12 protein-coding genes, 1 pseudogene and 1 riboswitch are annotated in these 14,426 nt (G+C 72.1%); of the genes and pseudogenes, 7 read left to right on the forward strand and 6 right to left on the reverse strand.

What is annotated here, in order from left to right:
* Positions 1-231: 231 nt before the first annotated feature.
* Both IF67_RS0100265 and IF67_RS0100270 read left to right on the forward strand, forming a co-directional pair.
* Entirely contained in the window at positions 232-1,509 is a 1,278-nt protein-coding gene (locus tag IF67_RS0100265) for a hypothetical protein (RefSeq protein ID WP_030981128.1), read from the forward strand.
* Between the two features lie 236 nt (positions 1,510-1,745).
* On the forward strand, positions 1,746-2,291 hold the full coding sequence (locus tag IF67_RS0100270; RefSeq protein WP_030981129.1) for a TQO small subunit DoxD: 546 nt from the start codon (positions 1,746-1,748) through the stop codon (positions 2,289-2,291).
* A gap of 310 nt (positions 2,292-2,601) precedes the next feature.
* Here the strand turns inward: IF67_RS0100270 and IF67_RS46125 are convergent, their stop codons facing one another.
* From IF67_RS46125 to IF67_RS0100290, 4 genes and pseudogenes are all read right to left on the reverse strand, one after another.
* Positions 2,602-2,847: a transposase gene (locus IF67_RS46125; RefSeq protein WP_107050139.1), complete on the reverse strand. Its 246-nt coding sequence runs from the start codon at positions 2,845-2,847 to the stop codon at positions 2,602-2,604.
* 139 nt (positions 2,848-2,986) lie between these two features.
* Positions 2,987-3,193, reverse strand: a pseudogene (locus IF67_RS44555) (chaplin); the annotation flags it as partial.
* 431 nt (positions 3,194-3,624) lie between these two features.
* Positions 3,625-3,855, reverse strand: coding sequence for a hypothetical protein (locus IF67_RS0100285; protein WP_030981131.1), 231 nt, complete (start codon positions 3,853-3,855; stop codon positions 3,625-3,627).
* Positions 3,852-5,318 carry a PspC domain-containing protein gene (locus IF67_RS0100290; RefSeq protein ID WP_030981132.1) on the reverse strand — a complete coding sequence of 489 codons (1,467 nt, stop codon included), beginning with the start codon at positions 5,316-5,318 and terminating at the stop codon, positions 3,852-3,854. The genes IF67_RS0100285 and IF67_RS0100290 overlap by 4 nt, the downstream gene beginning before the upstream one ends.
* Positions 5,319-5,650: 332 nt before the next feature.
* Between IF67_RS0100290 and IF67_RS0100295 the strand changes: the two genes are divergently transcribed.
* The 4 genes from IF67_RS0100295 (at position 5,651) to IF67_RS0100310 (ending at position 10,977) form a co-directional block, all read left to right on the forward strand.
* A complete protein-coding gene (locus IF67_RS0100295; protein WP_234340965.1) occupies positions 5,651-7,405 on the forward strand; it encodes a serine/threonine-protein kinase in 1,755 nt (584 codons plus the stop codon).
* Positions 7,406-7,571: 166 nt separating this feature from the next.
* Positions 7,572-8,870, forward strand: a complete 1,299-nt coding sequence (locus tag IF67_RS0100300; RefSeq protein ID WP_030981134.1) for an ATP-binding protein — start codon at positions 7,572-7,574, stop codon at positions 8,868-8,870.
* A gap of 88 nt (positions 8,871-8,958) precedes the next feature.
* Positions 8,959-9,669: a LuxR C-terminal-related transcriptional regulator gene (locus IF67_RS0100305; RefSeq protein WP_030981135.1), complete on the forward strand. Its 711-nt coding sequence runs from the start codon at positions 8,959-8,961 to the stop codon at positions 9,667-9,669.
* 183 nt (positions 9,670-9,852) lie between these two features.
* A complete protein-coding gene (locus tag IF67_RS0100310) occupies positions 9,853-10,977 on the forward strand; it encodes an alpha/beta hydrolase (RefSeq protein WP_030981136.1) in 1,125 nt (374 codons plus the stop codon).
* A 13-nt stretch (positions 10,978-10,990) separates the two neighbouring features.
* Here the strand turns inward: IF67_RS0100310 and IF67_RS0100315 are convergent, their stop codons facing one another.
* On the reverse strand, positions 10,991-12,127 hold the full coding sequence (locus IF67_RS0100315) for an NlpC/P60 family protein (protein ID WP_030981137.1): 1,137 nt from the start codon (positions 12,125-12,127) through the stop codon (positions 10,991-10,993).
* Between the two features lie 324 nt (positions 12,128-12,451).
* Here IF67_RS0100315 and IF67_RS0100320 point away from each other — a divergent pair, with 324 nt between their 5' ends.
* A complete protein-coding gene (locus IF67_RS0100320; protein ID WP_030082926.1) occupies positions 12,452-12,805 on the forward strand; it encodes a hypothetical protein in 354 nt (117 codons plus the stop codon).
* Between the two features lie 160 nt (positions 12,806-12,965).
* Here the strand turns inward: IF67_RS0100320 and IF67_RS0100325 are convergent, their stop codons facing one another.
* Positions 12,966-14,114, reverse strand: coding sequence for a C40 family peptidase (locus tag IF67_RS0100325; RefSeq protein WP_030981138.1), 1,149 nt, complete (start codon positions 14,112-14,114; stop codon positions 12,966-12,968).
* A gap of 7 nt (positions 14,115-14,121) precedes the next feature.
* A riboswitch (cyclic di-AMP (ydaO/yuaA leader) is annotated at positions 14,122-14,303 on the reverse strand.
* Positions 14,304-14,426: the final 123 nt, after the last annotated feature.

Below are 14,426 nucleotides of genomic sequence, written 5' to 3' on the forward strand. Positions count from 1 at the left end.
GTCAGGTGCGCGGATTTCCTGGTACATCGGTACGGATGGGCGGGGCGCGTGCGACGCGCGGTCCCATCGCTTGTCGTACGTCAACGCGCCGATGCGCCCGCCACCCGCCACCAGCTGGACGTTTGGTATCCACCCTGGCCATCTGGGGCACAATTCGGCTCTGTACGCAACAAGTTGGCGGCGAGCGGCGGCGGGGCGGTAACGGACGTGTCGGTTGATGCGGCGGGCAAGATGGCCGGGACGGGCGAGCCGGGGGACGGCGCGGAGCGCGCCACCGGCGGCGAGTGCCGATGTGGACGGTGCCCGCACGGCGCCCGTACGGGGCACCGGCAGGCGGTCGCCGCGTTCGTCGCGCTGCGCGAGGACTTCGCGGCCGGGCACGGGGTGCCGGCCGGGCTCGCCCGCTCCGCCGGTGCGGCCCGGCAGTGGGTCTCCGACGAACTGACGCTGTCCGCACGGGAGGTGGCCAACCGGTGCGCCGCGGAACGGGTCGCCTGGCTGGCGTCCGTACGGTGGCGCAGCCTGCTCATCGTGTGGGGCGCGGTGACCGCTCTGCTGCTCGGACAGGCGCTGACCGCCATCGGCGCGGGCTGGACGGCGGCCCGTACGGCGGGGCTGCTCGCGGCCGTCGTCCTGGCGCTGGGGCTGACGGCGGCGGCCTGGTGGCATCGCGCACACGGCGGGGCGCTGGCACCGCTGATCGGAGAGGACGGGCGGCTGTCCACCTCGCGGACGGTGGCGGCGGGTTGGGCGGGCGCGGTGCTGTACGCCGTGCTGACGATGGCCGTGCAGCTGGCGACGGCCGCCGGCCCGGACGAGCGGCGCAGTCTGCTCCAGGGTCTGGAACTCGACCGGTCCGGCGCGCTGTTGGCGATGCTCGCCGTCGGTTGCGGCGTGGCCGTGCTGGCATACGGGCTGGTGACCGCGCGGGTGCGGTCGGGGCGGTTGCAGAAGGTTCCCGCGGAGCGGCCACGGGCCGCCGATCTGCTGGCGGACGACGCGGGTCGGGGCAATTTCCTCGATGTGCAGTACGTCCTGGTGAACGCGGCCGTGCTGGTGTGCGCGCTGGTGCGGCTGGCCGGCCGGCCGGCACACCTTCCGCAGCTGCCCTGGGGGTTGGTGGTGCTCCTCGCGCTCTCCGGAGCGACCTATCTGTGGGGGAAGGCGGTGACGGGCGGGCGCCCGGTGATCCTCTCGGTGGTCCGCTCCCGTGAGCTGGGCGATCTCGCCGCGCCGGTCCGTACCGGCGATGACATCGAGATCCGCGGCGCCGGCTTCGTCCCACCGGGGGCCGGGACGCCCGACCGGCTGGCCCGGACCGTCGTACGGATCGGCGATGTTCATGTCCCCGTCCCCCTGGTTCCGGTGGCGGGTGGCTTCGCCAATCCGACGGACGGGGTGCTGACCGTCCCGGTGCCGGTCGATGTCGAGCCGGGCCGGGTGACGGTCCGGGTGATCACGGCCGCGGGCGTGGAGACGAACGGCTACCCGGTCGACGTCCTGGACTGAGGGCACGGCGGGCGGGGCAGGGGTGGCCATGGGCGCCGCCGCACAGCGGGCGACGGAGGGGTGACTGCGGGCGCCGCGGCACGGCCTGCCGCCGTCGGGTGAGGATTCTGTGTGCCACAGCCTCCCGAAGTGCGTCGCCGCGTTGAACCTCTCGTACACGCCCGTACGTATCTCCCCACGAGGCGCGGGCGGGGGCACAATCGTCTGCGCCCGGAGGCAATGGAGAGGCGGACGTCATGGTGCACGCGAATCGTACGATCGGTGCCGAATTGGGAGGGGTGGCCGTTGAGGGCTCCGGCGCCGGGTTGCGGGGTCAGCTGGCGCGCCATGCGCTGCTCCCGTTGCGGCTCTTCCTGGGGGCCACTTTCCTCTACGCGGGGATCGACAAGCTGACCGATCCGGCGTTCCTGGCGGCCGGTGGCCCGGGGTCGCTCGGTGAGATGCTGCGTCAGGTGCATGACGCGGCGGCGCTGCCGCAGCTCGTGGAGCTCGCTCAGCAGAATCCGGTGGGGCTCGGCTATGCCATCGCGGCCGGTGAACTGGCCGTGGGCCTCGGGACTCTCGTGGGGCTGCTGGGGCGGCTGGCGGCCCTGGGCGGTGCGCTGATCTCGCTGACCCTGTGGCTCACCGTGAGCTGGGCGACCACGCCGTACTACTACGGCAACGACCTCGCCTATCTGATGGCCTGGGTCCCGCTGGTCCTGGCCGGTACGCCGATGTTCTCCCTGGACGCCGCCCTGGCCCACCGCCGCAAGCGGCACGGGACGCAGTTGTTCGGCTAGGGCGAGGCGTGGGGATCCCCCGTGGGGCCCCGGTGGCAGCTGCCTGCGATATGCGGTACGGCCGGGCAGAAGGCGGCCGATGTGGGCGGGACCGGCCGAGGGCCTGGTCTGCCGCGCGCGTCGGCCGGGGCCCCATGTGTGCGGGCCCCGGCCGGGCGCTGGTGAGCGCGGAGGATCGTGGAGTCCACCGAAACCGCCCGGTTCAGGTCCTGGTCGGCGTCGGCCCGGGCCATCAGCGCGGTGAACACGCGCTCCCAGGTGCCGCCGGCGGCCCGCATCCGCAGCCGGTTGCGGGCCCTCTCCAGCTTCCCTACTTCTCGGGCAGGTGGTGGACCCACCGCGATCCCGTCCGGTACTTCCAGGCGATCGCATCGATCACCTCGCGGTGATCGCGCCATCGGCCACCTCGTCCGGGCATGTGCTCCGGAAGCAAGGTCTCGATCCGTGCGCAGTGCGCATCAGGTAACGGCACGTCCGGACCAACGGTCAGCTGATCCGGACGAAACGGCCTAGCGAGCGGTGCCGGCCATGCCGCCGCCACCGGTGTGCACGCCACCGGACGGCCAGTGGTGGTGGTGCTTCTTCTTGTGGTGCTTCTTGACGGGCTTGTGCTTGACGGGCTTCTGCTTGTGCTCGATGTGGTGGTGGTGGTGCTTGACGACGCGGTGGACCTCCACCCGGCGCACAACGTTGCCGTTGAAGCAGGTGTTGCCGAAGGCCGGGTTCAGCAGCCCCACGACGTTAATGGTGTTGCCGCACAGATTGACCGGAATGTGGACCGGGACCTGAATCGCATTGCCCGACACCACACCCGGTGAATTGGCCGCGCCGCCGGCCGCGCCGCTGTCCGCGAACGCTGTCGACATGCCTCCCAGGGCAGTACTTACCGCAAGAGCTGCCATAGCAGTCACCCGCGTGATCCGTGACATAACAATCTCCCGATCGATCCAAAGCGGCTCACTGCCGCTTCCTCTCCCTCTCCTTCGGTGCGTAGAGCCTGATGCTGAGAGAATTTGCTAATATTTCACTCTTTCAGGGAATAAGTGTGGTTTATCGGTGGTTTGTTGCTGCCGGTGGCTGCTGAGTGACGTGGTGCCCGTCCGCACCTGTGGCCTGCGGAGAACCTCACAAGACGGGTGCGGGCCCGGTGAATTGCGCGCCGGTACGTGACCGGACCCTCCCCGCCCCGACGCCGAGGGGTGGTGCGCTGCCGCGAGTGATCACTGCTGCCGTGGTGCGTCCCAGCGGTGGTTCGCTCCGGGCGGCTCGGGCAGGGGCTTGTGGGCGGCCGGGACGGTCGGTGGGTCCGCGGCGGCGCTCGAACAGCGCCGGGTCAGGGGTGCGTCAGGGGCGGTGCGTCTGTGTCCGGGGCGCGGTGGCGGCGGATCGTGGCCCAGACGGCGGCGGTGACACCGGAGAGCAGCAGGCCGGCGGGGAGAGCGAGGAAGAGCCAGAGGCCGGGGGCCTGCCAGAGGCCGAGGGCGTCGAGACCGTAGCCCGTGCCGAGGGTGAGGGCGGTGAGGCCCGCGATCAGACGGGCCGGTTCAAACCGATGGCGATTCACTCGGGGGCTCCCTCAGGGGTCGGGGCAGTCGGCGATACGGGCGACGGCGGGGCCGAGGGCGCCGGGGCGGAGGCCGGTGCCGAGCGCTCGATGACGACCTGTCCCGCGCCGAGTTCGAGATCCAGGTCCAGCGATCCGCGGGGCTTCTCGCCCTTCTTGAGGCCGTCGGCGGGCAGCGTGATGGTCCGCTCACCGCCTCCCGAGAGGCTCACCTCGTGCGGCGATTCACCGGGCAGCTGGATGTCCCCGAGGCCGAGCGAGATATGGAGCCGGGTCGTGACGCCCTGGGGCAGCGTCACGTGGAGGCGGCCGAAGCCCACTTCCGCGGCGGTGTGGACCGTACGGCCGCCCTTGAGGGGCAGCGCGCCGAGGTCCAACGCCCCTTCTCCCGAACCGATCTCGTAATGCGGCCGGACCTCGCCGAGGGTGGCGGGGGTCCAGGTGCGCTTCTGCCAGTCGGTGGTGATGGTGTCGGGCAGCGCCGTCGCGGCCGCCAGCAGCAGCGCCGTCAGCACCACCATGAAGACCGTGCCGCCGCCCGTCCGCCCGAACCAGGAGCTGAGGACGAGCCCCAGGCCGAAGACGACCAGCGCACCCGCCAGCCCTGCCTGGAGGGCCGGTGCGAAGCCGTCGTGACGGGAGACCGCGAGGGCGGTGGCGCCGCCGACGAGCAGCGCGAGCAGGAACGTCCAGCCGCCGATCGGGCGGCCGGTGCGGCGAGTTCGGCGTGGGGCGGGGGTGGGAGGGGCGCCGTGCGGGGGCGGACCGGGCGGGCCGCCCGCGTCGGACCAGGGGCGAGGCCGGCCGGCAGCCGTCGCGGCGGCGCCGTGCTCGGAGCGGTAGGTGATGTCGAGCGGGAGCGGGGTGTTCTCGGGGCCCCACAGATAGCCCGGACCACCTGCTTCCCTGGAGCGCTGGTTGCGCCACCAGGAGGGGCTGGTCGGCACCGGGGGCGCCTGGGTCTCGGGCGGGGCGTCGGCCACCGCCTGGGCGGTGGCGGCGTCCACCGACTCCGGGCCCTTGGTCTCCACCTCCCGGCGCCGCCGCGACCAGTAGGCGGAACCGGCCGCCGCCAGCGTCAGCATGATGGCGAACGACATCATGCTGCCCTTGGCGAGGGTCGTCAGGAACAGTCCGCAGCCCACCAGCGCGAAGAGCAGCGCCGTCAGCGCGGAGCCCTCGACGCGGCCGGAGAGCAGCCTGCGGCCTTCGTTCTCGTCCTCGCCGTCGAGGGGGATGAGCAGCCATGCGAAGCCGTAGGCGATGAGGCCGAGGCCGCCGACGGCGAGCACGGCGAGCACGATCCGGAAGATCACCGGGTCGAGATCCCACTGCCGGCCCAGCCCGCCGCACACGCCGCCGATGACCTTGTGCCGCCGGCTGCGGCGCAGCGGGGCGGACGGCGGGGTGGGGCCGGCGGGGTCGGAGGGCGCCGGCTCCTCGACGGGGGCTGCATCGTTCATGGAGCCATGGTGACAAGGGCGGACGAGCCCCGGCATCCATGAGAACCCTGGCAGATCCCTGAGATCTGTCGATGACGGCCCTGAGATGCCCCAGGGGGGTCCCGAAATCCCTCGTGGGTTCGCATATGCCCCCGCCCCTTTGGCCCCGGCCGGAACACGGGTGCGGACAGGTGGTGGCCGAAGGGCTCGCCGCCGGCGTGGGCGACTATCGTTGCGCCTTGAATACGTACGGGTTTCCGGAGGGGCGTGCGGTGACGGAGGCGGCGTCGGTGGACGAGGGGCGACTGGTCGCCGGGCGGTATCGCCTGGTCGAGCGGATAGGCCAGGGCGGTATGGGAACCGTCTGGCGGGCCCGGGACGAAGTCCTCGGGCGTCAGGTCGCGGTCAAGCGCCTGCATGTGGCGCCGCATCTCGATGCGGACGAACTGGCGAGGCGTTATGAGCGCACCACCCGCGAGGCGCAGGCCGCCGCACGCATCAACCACCCCAATGTGGTGGGGGTGCACGATGTTGTGGACGACGCCGGGATGCCGTGCATCGTCATGGAGTACGTCCCTTCCCTGACGCTCGGCGACGTCATCAAGGAAGCCGCGCGGAAGGACAGTTCGGTCACGCCGCGCGAGGCCGCCCGTATCGGACGCGGCATGGTGGCGGCGCTGCGTGCCGCGCACTCCGCCGGTGTGCTGCACCGTGACGTCAAGCCGGGCAATGTGCTGCTCGGTGAGGACGGCCGGGTCGTGCTCACCGACTTCGGCATCGCGGTCGCCAGCGGTACGTCCACGCTCACCAAGACGGGCGAGCTGGTGGGCTCCATCGACTACTTGGCGCCCGAGCGGGTCAGAAGCGGCAAACCGGGTCCCGCCTCCGATCTGTGGGCGCTGGGCGCGACGCTCTATCAAGCGGTCGAGGGGCGGCCCCCGTTCCGGAAGGACACCGCGGTCGAGACGGCGTACTCGATCGCCATGGACCCGCTCGAAGCGCCGCGCAACGCCGGGGTGCTGACCCCGCTGATCGAGGCGCTGCTCGCCAAGGAACCGGCCGACCGCCCGACGGCCGAGGTCGTCGAACAGGCGCTGCGGTCCGCCGAGGCCGAGGCGGAGACGGCGCTGTACGGCTGGCCGACGCTGGCACTGGGCACGGTCGGACGCGATGGCCGGGAAGCGACCGGGACGAGCGGGCAGACCGGGCAGACGGAGGCGCCGACCCGTGCGGGGCCGCACACCACGGGGACGGGAACCGCGTCGGGCGGCACTTCGACGAGCTCCGGGACCGGGACCGGTGCCGGGACTCCCGCGGGCACGGACTCCGACACCGGCTCGGGTACGGGCTCGGAGGTCGGCGCCGTGACCGGTCCCATGTATGTCTCGGACGGGGCCGGTGGCGGGCGGGCCGCGGGGGACCGTACGGAGGCGCAGGGCGGGGCCAAGTCCCGTGGGCGGCGTGCGGTACGGGTCATGGTCTGGAGCGTCACCGGGGTGCTGTTCGCCGGCGGCGGTGCCGGCGCGGCCTGGTACCTGATGCACCGCGATGCCGACGGCATGTCCCAGCAGGCCTCTGACAAGGGCGCCCCGGTACCCAACCGCCCCGCCAGCAGCGTCGGACCGCCGCCGCCGCTCCCCGACGGCTACCGGAATGCGAAGGAGGCCGCGCTCGGCGTGACCTTCCCGGTGCCCGAGGGGTGGAGGCGCATTGTCAAGGACGGCGGCCGGCAGATCGTCTACGCCTCGGGGGCCAGCGAGGCGGAGGACACCGAGCGCGCCGAGCTGAGACTGAGCGTTCTGGACTTCTCCTCGCCCGATCAGGTGCAGCACTTCAAGGACGTCGAGGCAGCCTTCAAGAAGATGTACCCCGTCTACTCGCGGCTGCGGATGCAGCCGACGACCTTCCAGGGCGATCCCGCCGCTATCTGGGAGTTCACCTTCGGAGGCCGGGCCCGTACATTCCGGGGGATCGACCTCGGGTTCGGCCGTGAGGGCGCGAAGGAGTACGCGCTCTATGTCTCCGCGCCGGAAGCCGACTGGGCCAAGTTCGAGAAGGTCTTCGCGGTGCTGAAGGACGGCTTCCGCCGCACCGGCCCGAAGAACTGAGCCGGCGGACCCGGCGGCAGGCGGGGGGCGCCCGCAACACCGGCCGGAGCGGCGGGACGAACGGGGCCCGGCGGCCGCCCGCTCCGGGCCGACCCCGAAACCTCAGGGGCAGGTTCAGGGACGACCCTGATGTCCCGGGCCCGGGTGCCGTGTGACGATCGACGGCATGACCACCGCTCCGCCCCGCGCCGAGACGAGCTTCTCCCCGGCGCCGGACCCTGACGAGCCGCCCGTGCGCAAGCTGTACCGCAGCGCCGACGGGCGGTTGCTCGGTGGTGTCGCGCGCGGTCTGGCGGGGCATCTCGGGCTGCCGGTCTCCTGGGTGCGGATCGTGTTCGTGGCCCTGTTCATGGCCGACGGCATGGGCGCCCTGCTGTATGCCGCGTTCTGGTTCTTCGTGCCCCTGGGCGTCGGCGGGGTGGACCACCGGCACCCCGCCCCGGCCGACGGGAAGCGGCGGCTGCGGCGGCACAAGCCCGACAAGGGCCAGGTCTTCGCGCTGATCGCGCTGCTCATCGGCACCGCGATCGTCGCCTCCAGATTTCAGCTGGGCCAGGCCAAGGGCTATGTCTGGCCGGTGCTGCTGATCGGCGCCGGTGTCGCCCTGGTGTGGCGTCAGGCGGACAACTCCCGCCGTGCGCAATGGCTCGAACTCGGCCGCCGCAAGGGCGTGCTGCCGGTGCTGCGCGGCGCGGCCGGGGTGCTGCTGGTCGGCATCGGGGTGACCGGCATCGTCGTGCTCCAGGGGTCGGTGCGTCATCTCGGCTCGGTGCTCCAGGCCTCGCTCGCCGTCGTCGTCGGCATCGCGCTGCTGGCGGGGCCCTACCTGGTGCGGATCACCCAGGACCTCTCCGAGGAACGGCTGATGCGCATCCGCGCCCAGGAGCGCGCCGAAGTGGCCGCCCATGTCCATGACTCCGTCCTGCACACCCTCACCCTGATCCAGCGCAACGCCGAGGACCCCCGGGAGGTCGCGCGGCTGGCCCGCGCCCAGGAGCGGGAACTGCGCGCCTGGCTCTACAAACCCGAGGGCCGTGGCAAGGAGGAGGACGAGGAACCCGCCACCGTCGCGGAGGCGGTCCGCAAGTCCGCCGCCGAGGTGGAGGACGACCATGGCGTCCCCCTCGAGGTCGTGGTCGTCGGCGACTGCCCGCTGGACGAGGCGCTGGGCGCCCAGATGCAGGCCGCACGCGAGGCGATGGTCAACGCCGCCAAGTACGGTGGCGAGGGCGGTGCGGTGCAGGTGTTCGCCGAGGTGGAGGGCCTTACGGTCTTTGTCTCGGTGCGCGACCGCGGCCCCGGCTTCGACCTGGACGCGGTCCCCGAGGACCGGATGGGCGTACGGGAGTCCATCATCGGCCGCATGGAGCGCCACGGTGGCACGGCCCGGCTGCGCTCCGCCCCCGAGGGCGGCACGGTCGTCGAGCTGGAAATCGAGCGCGCGGCGACGGAGCGCGAGACATGACGGGACGGGCGAGGGGCGGCCGGTGGCGACACCGCGGGCCGGAGCACGGGATGATGGCGGGGCAGACATCGAGGGACGGGCGGAAGAGATGAGCAGCGAGGGCGCACAGCAGGGCGAGACCGGCGCGGCGGCCGAGGGCCGCACCGTACGGGTCGTGCTGGTCGACGACCACCGGATGTTCCGTACGGGCGTCCAGGCCGAGATCGGCGAAACCGGGCGCACCGGAGTCAAGGTGGTCGGTGAGGCCGCCGACGTCGACCAGGCGCTCACGGTCATCACCGCCACCCGCCCCGAGGTCGTCCTGCTGGACGTCCATCTCCCCGGGGGCGGAGGTGTGGAGGTGCTGCGCCGCAGCGCCGCGATGATGGCCGATCCGGAGCGCCCGGTCCGCTTTCTCGCGCTCTCCGTCTCCGATGCGGCCGAGGACGTCATCGGCGTCATCCGCGGTGGTGCCCGCGGCTATGTCACCAAGACGATCACCGGCACGGACCTGGTCAACGCGGTCTTCCGGGTCGCCGACGGCGATGCCGTCTTCTCGCCGCGGCTGGCCGGCTTCGTCCTGGACGCCTTCGCCTCGACGGATGCCCCGCCGGTCGACGAGGACCTGGACCGCCTCACCCAGCGCGAGCGCGAGGTCCTGCGGCTGATCGCCCGCGGCTATGCGTACAAGGAGATCGCCAAGCAGCTGTTCATCTCCGTGAAGACCGTGGAATCCCATGTCTCCGCGGTGCTGCGCAAGCTCCAGCTCTCCAACCGCCATGAGCTGACCCGCTGGGCAGCGGCCCGGCGGCTGGTCTGACCTGGCCAACCGTCTCCGTGGCCGTGACGGGCCGCCGGAGAGCCGGGGCGTAAAGAAGGACCAAAGACGGGCAACCAGGACCACGCTGATCACCATCTAAAGGCGCGGAGAGGCTCACTGCCGAAGGCGGGGCCGGAACCACCCCCACGTCCTTCGCGTAGTTGTCCTGGAAGCGAGATCCCGATGAGCCTGACGGGCACGCCCTTCTTCCTCACCTCGGTCACGCTGTTGATCGTCGCCTTTGTGCTGCCGCTCGCCCTGTGGGGCCGAATAGCCGGGCCGCCCCTGGCGCGCGGCCTCGCCCGGCTGCTGATGCTGCTGTTCGCCCAGGTCACGGCCATCACCGTGGTCTTCGTCCTGGTCAACAACGCCAACAGCCTCTACGACACCTGGGACGACCTGCTCGGTACCGGCAGCCATGTCGAGGCGGCCCGGGACCTCGGCCCCGACGGCATGGGCGGCCGGCAGATCAAGCACGAGCCCAAGCAGCTCCAGCAGTTCCGCCCGGCCGACGACCCCAGGGTGGGCCCCGGCGTCCGGATGACCGACCTCAGGGGCCGGATCTCGGGCGTCCAGGGCGAGGTGTACGTCTGGCTGCCGCCGCAGTACGACGACCCGGCCTACCGGAACAAGAAGTTCCCGGTGGTCGAGCTGCTGCCCGGCTACCCGGGCTCGGCGAAATCCTGGCTGGGCTCGCTGCACGTGGCCGAGCAGCTCCGGCCGCTGATGCAGCGCGGCCAGGTCAAGCCGGCCATCCTGGTGGCGCCGCGTACCAATCTCCTCCCCGGCGCGGACACCGGCTGTGTCAACATCCCCGGGAAGGTCAACGCCGACAGCTGGCTGACCGTCGATGTCCGCAAGATGATCGTCGACAACTTCCGGGCCGGCGACAAGCCGGACTCCTGGGCCCTGGCCGGTTACTCGGCGGGCGCGCACTGCGCCACCAAGCTCGCCCTGGCCCACCCGGACCGCTACCGCGCCGCGGTCGCCATGTCCGGCTACAACGACCCGGCGCTCGAACGCGATTCCCTCGCCGGCAAGGACCCCAAGCTGCGCGTCGAGTCCAACCCGATCCACATCCTGAAGGCCGCCAACGCGGCGGGGAAGCCGCCGCGTACGGCCCTGTATGTGTCGGGCGCGGCGGGCGACGGCTACCAGGCCGGTCTCGGGCTGCGGCAGTTCGCGCAGCTTCCGACGACAGTGACCGTGCAGCAGATCTCGTCGGGCGCGGGCGGCCACACCACGGTGGTGTGGAAGAACCAGGTGCCGCAGATCTTCCAGTGGCTGGGGACGCAGCTCAGGGCGTGAGCGCGGCACCGCCCTAGGCCGGCCGGGTCGCCGCCGCGAACGGCATCTGGTCGATCGGCGCGATCCGTACCGGCGCCCCCGGGTGCGGCGCGTGGATCATCTTGCCGTCCCCGACGTAGAGCCCCACATGGCTGATCCCGGAGTAGAAGAACACCAGGTCACCGGGGGCGAGTTGGGACCTGTCGATGCGCGGTCCGGAGCTGATCTGGGTGTAGGTCGTACGGGGCAGCGCGACCCCGCCGGCCTTCCAGGCGGCCTGGGTCAGCCCCGAGCAGTCGAACGCGGAGGGGCCCGTCGCGCCCCAGACGTACGGTTTGCCGAGGGCGGCGTAGGCGAAGGCGACGGCCCGTGCGGCCCGGGGGTCGGCGGCCTGCGCCGCGGCCGCGGCGGCTTCCGGGCCGGTGTCGCCGCGGAGGCCGTCCCCGCGCCCGGTCCCGCGGTCCGCGCGGCCCTCGCCGGCCCCGCCGTGCGCACCGGCCCGGCCCGCCATCCGCTGCCGCTGCTCCGCGGTCAGCCGGCTGAGCAACTGCTCGGCGGCGCCCAGCTTGTGGACGACCGTGACCCGGTGCTTCTTCAGCGCCGCCTCGGTACCCGCCAGCCGTTCCGCGGTGTCCTCGGCCCGCCGCTGGACCTGCCGTACGCTGCCGAGCCGGCGCGCGTAGCCGGCCACCGCGGTTGCCTGGTGGCTGCCCGTGCGCTGGAGGACCGCGGCGCCGTCCAGGTAGCGCTGCGGGTCCGCGGACAGCAGCAGCCGTACGGTCGGGTCGATGCCGCCGGAGCGGTACTGGCTCGCGGCCATGGTGCCCAGTTCGGTACGGGCGGCGTTCAGGTTCTCGGTCCTGCGGGCGGCCTCGTCCTGGAGCCTGCTCAGCTCCTCGCGTGCCTTCTCGGCGGCTTCCTTCGCGCCGTTGTAGCTCTGCGTGGCCACCTCTGCCTCCTGGTACAGCGCGTCGACCCGGTTCTTGACCTGGGCGGGGGTGGGCTGGGGTGCGGCCTGGCCGGTGCCGTCGAGGCCGGCGGCGGTGGCCGCACCGGCCAGGGCCAGGGTGGCGGCCGTACGGGCGGTGCGCGCGCTGCGCGAGCCGCCGCCGGTGAGTGCGGCGAGCGGATGCTGCCGCGGCTTGCGGTGCGAGGCCACTGTGGCCGTCACTTCCTTCCCTTCGAGCCGCGGGCCCGGCGGCGGTCCGTAACGAGGGAACGGACCGCCGCCGCACCTCTCGGCGGGACGGCCGACAGGACGCCGGTGGGAGGCCGGCGATGGCGGGGAGTCGGCCGCCTGGAGGAGGACGCTAAGCCTGTACGTCACGGCAAGGAGTCTGCTTGGCCGGGATTGTTCGCTTTCGACCGTGGCCGGTGCACGGGTGACCGTGGCACCGAGGCCGTACGGCCGGGACCGGGCCCGGCCTGACCGAAGCGGCGATTGTGGGCGCCCTGCCGGAAGGGCCGTGCTATGCGGGGGCTACGATCCAGCACTATGGACGTAGTAATCAATATCTTCGTCGGCCTGCACATCATCGGCATCGCCTCCCTGCTGGGCGGCTTTCTGACCCAGATGAAGGCGATGAGCGCGGGCACCGCCCGCTTTGTGCCCGCGATGCTGCACGGTGCGCTGACGATGCTGGTCACCGGCATCGTGCTGGTCGGCCTCAACCAGGCCCAGGACCACAGCCTCAACAACATCAAGCTCGGCATCAAGATGGCCGTTCTGGTGGTCATCCTGGCGCTGGTCTACGTCAAGCGGGACGAGGAGAGCGTCGCCAAGCCGGTCTTCGGCGCGGTCGGCGCGCTGACGGTGGCCAACATCTTCATCGCGGTGCTCTGGACCTGAGCGAAGCGGCCGGCGGCGCGGGAACAGGGCCCCGCGCCCCGGGAAGAACGCCCCTCCACAGCACACCGCGCGGTCCTCGCACTCCGGTTTTGGAGGCGACGGCCGCGCGGTGGCGTGTGGGGGGTGACCGTGGGGGGTGGCCTGAGGGGGGAGCGGGGCCTCAGCCCGGGCGGACGCTCCCGTAGATCGGCATGTAGTAGATCGACTCCTCCCGGACGTCGGCGCCCGGGTGCGGTGCGTGGATCATCTTGCCGCCGCCTATGTACATGCCCACGTGGCTGATGTCGTCGTAGAAGAAGACCAGGTCACCGGGCTTGAGATCCTTGGTGGCGATCCGCTGGCCGACCTTGACCTGGTCCCAGGTGGTCCGCGGCAGATCGATGCCGGCCGCCTTCCACGCCGCCTGCGTCAGCCCCGAGCAGTCGTAGGAGCTGGGCCCGGTGGCGCCCCAGACGTACGGCTTGCCCGTCTGGGCGCGGGCGAAGGCGAGCGCCTTCTCGGCCTTGGCGGAGGACGAACCTCCGGTGGAGCCGTCGTCGGCGCCGCCACCGGTCTGCCCGCCGGACGGCCCGCCGCCGTCGTGCTGCCTCTGACGCTCCCGCTCCTGCTGCTTGCGCGCCTCCTCCTCGGCCTTGCGCTTGGCCGCCGCCTCCTTGCGGCGCTCCAGCTCCGCCATCCGCGCCTTCTCCTGGGCGGTCAGCCGGGACAGCAGCTGCCGGGCCTCGGCCAGCTTGCCCTGCACGGACCGCTTGGACTCCTTGAGGGAGGCCTGCGACGTCTGGAGCCGCTCCAGGCTGCGGGACGCCTCCGCGCGCTGCCGGGCGGCCGCCGCCTGCTGCTCCTGGTAGTCGGAGACGGCCTGCTTCTGCCGGCCGGTCATCCGCTCCATGAGGTGGCTGCGGTCGAAGAACTGCTGCGGATCCTTGGCGAGCATCAGCTGCGCCGTCGGGTTCAGGCCGCCGGTGCGGTACTGCGCGGAGGCGAAGGTGCCCAGCATGCGCCGGGACTCGTTCATCTTCTCGGCGCGCTTGGCGGCGGCGTCGAGCAGGCCGTCCACGGTGTCGCGCTGGGCGTCGGCGCGCTCTTTGACGGCGTTGTACTTCTGGGTGGCCACCTCGGCTTCGTGGTAGAGGCCGTCGACCTTCTGCTTGACCTCTTCGATGCCGGGCCTGGGCGCCCGGGGTGCCGCGTCGGCGGACTGCGAGAGCAGCGTGGCCGAGGCGAGGGCGGCGGTGGTGAGTCCGACCGCCGTACGACGGCCTCCGGGTGAGGCGAGAATGCTGGTGCGCGGCTTGCGATGCGACGCCAAGGCCGGCGACTCCTTCCGTGGACCGCCTACCGGGTTAGCTGTCGGGTTCGGGCGGTGTCGACGGAAGGCTTGCCCTACGGTCCGGACGTCCGCCGACGGCGGCTGCCCGGATCGATTCACCCCGGTGGTGCTGGTGGGTCCCCGGCTCCGGATGCCCCAGGGCAGGGCCGGACTCGGCGTGGGCGGCCCGTGCGGACGCTGTCGTCCACGGGGAGGCGGGCTGCCTGAGCGAGGACGTTAGCCAACTCGTGTGGCTCCTGTGAAGGCTGATGTTCGATATGCCCGAAACCTTTTCGTGACCTGAACGCGATG

The sequence above is a fragment of the Streptomyces sp. NRRL S-1813 genome, from assembly GCF_000719605.1.
GTDB classification, from domain to species: Bacteria; Actinomycetota; Actinomycetes; order Streptomycetales; family Streptomycetaceae; genus Streptomyces; species Streptomyces decoyicus.

Bases quoted from the DNA above. Each gene is read 5' to 3' on its own strand.
- IF67_RS0100305 (WP_030981135.1), top strand. From the start codon at position 8,959: ATGAGCAGCGAGGGCGCACAGCAGGGCGAGACCGGCGCGGCGGCCGAG.
- IF67_RS0100320 (WP_030082926.1), top strand. From the start codon at position 12,452: ATGGACGTAGTAATCAATATCTTCGTCGGCCTGCACATCATCGGCATC.
- IF67_RS0100310 (WP_030981136.1), top strand. From the start codon at position 9,853: ATGAGCCTGACGGGCACGCCCTTCTTCCTCACCTCGGTCACGCTGTTG.
- IF67_RS0100300 (WP_030981134.1), top strand. From the start codon at position 7,572: ATGACCACCGCTCCGCCCCGCGCCGAGACGAGCTTCTCCCCGGCGCCG.
- IF67_RS0100270 (WP_030981129.1), top strand. From the start codon at position 1,746: ATGGTGCACGCGAATCGTACGATCGGTGCCGAATTGGGAGGGGTGGCC.
- IF67_RS0100265 (WP_030981128.1), top strand. From the start codon at position 232: ATGGCCGGGACGGGCGAGCCGGGGGACGGCGCGGAGCGCGCCACCGGC.
- IF67_RS0100290 (WP_030981132.1), bottom strand. From the start codon at position 5,318: ATGAACGATGCAGCCCCCGTCGAGGAGCCGGCGCCCTCCGACCCCGCC.
- IF67_RS0100295 (WP_234340965.1), top strand. From the start codon at position 5,651: ATGGGAACCGTCTGGCGGGCCCGGGACGAAGTCCTCGGGCGTCAGGTC.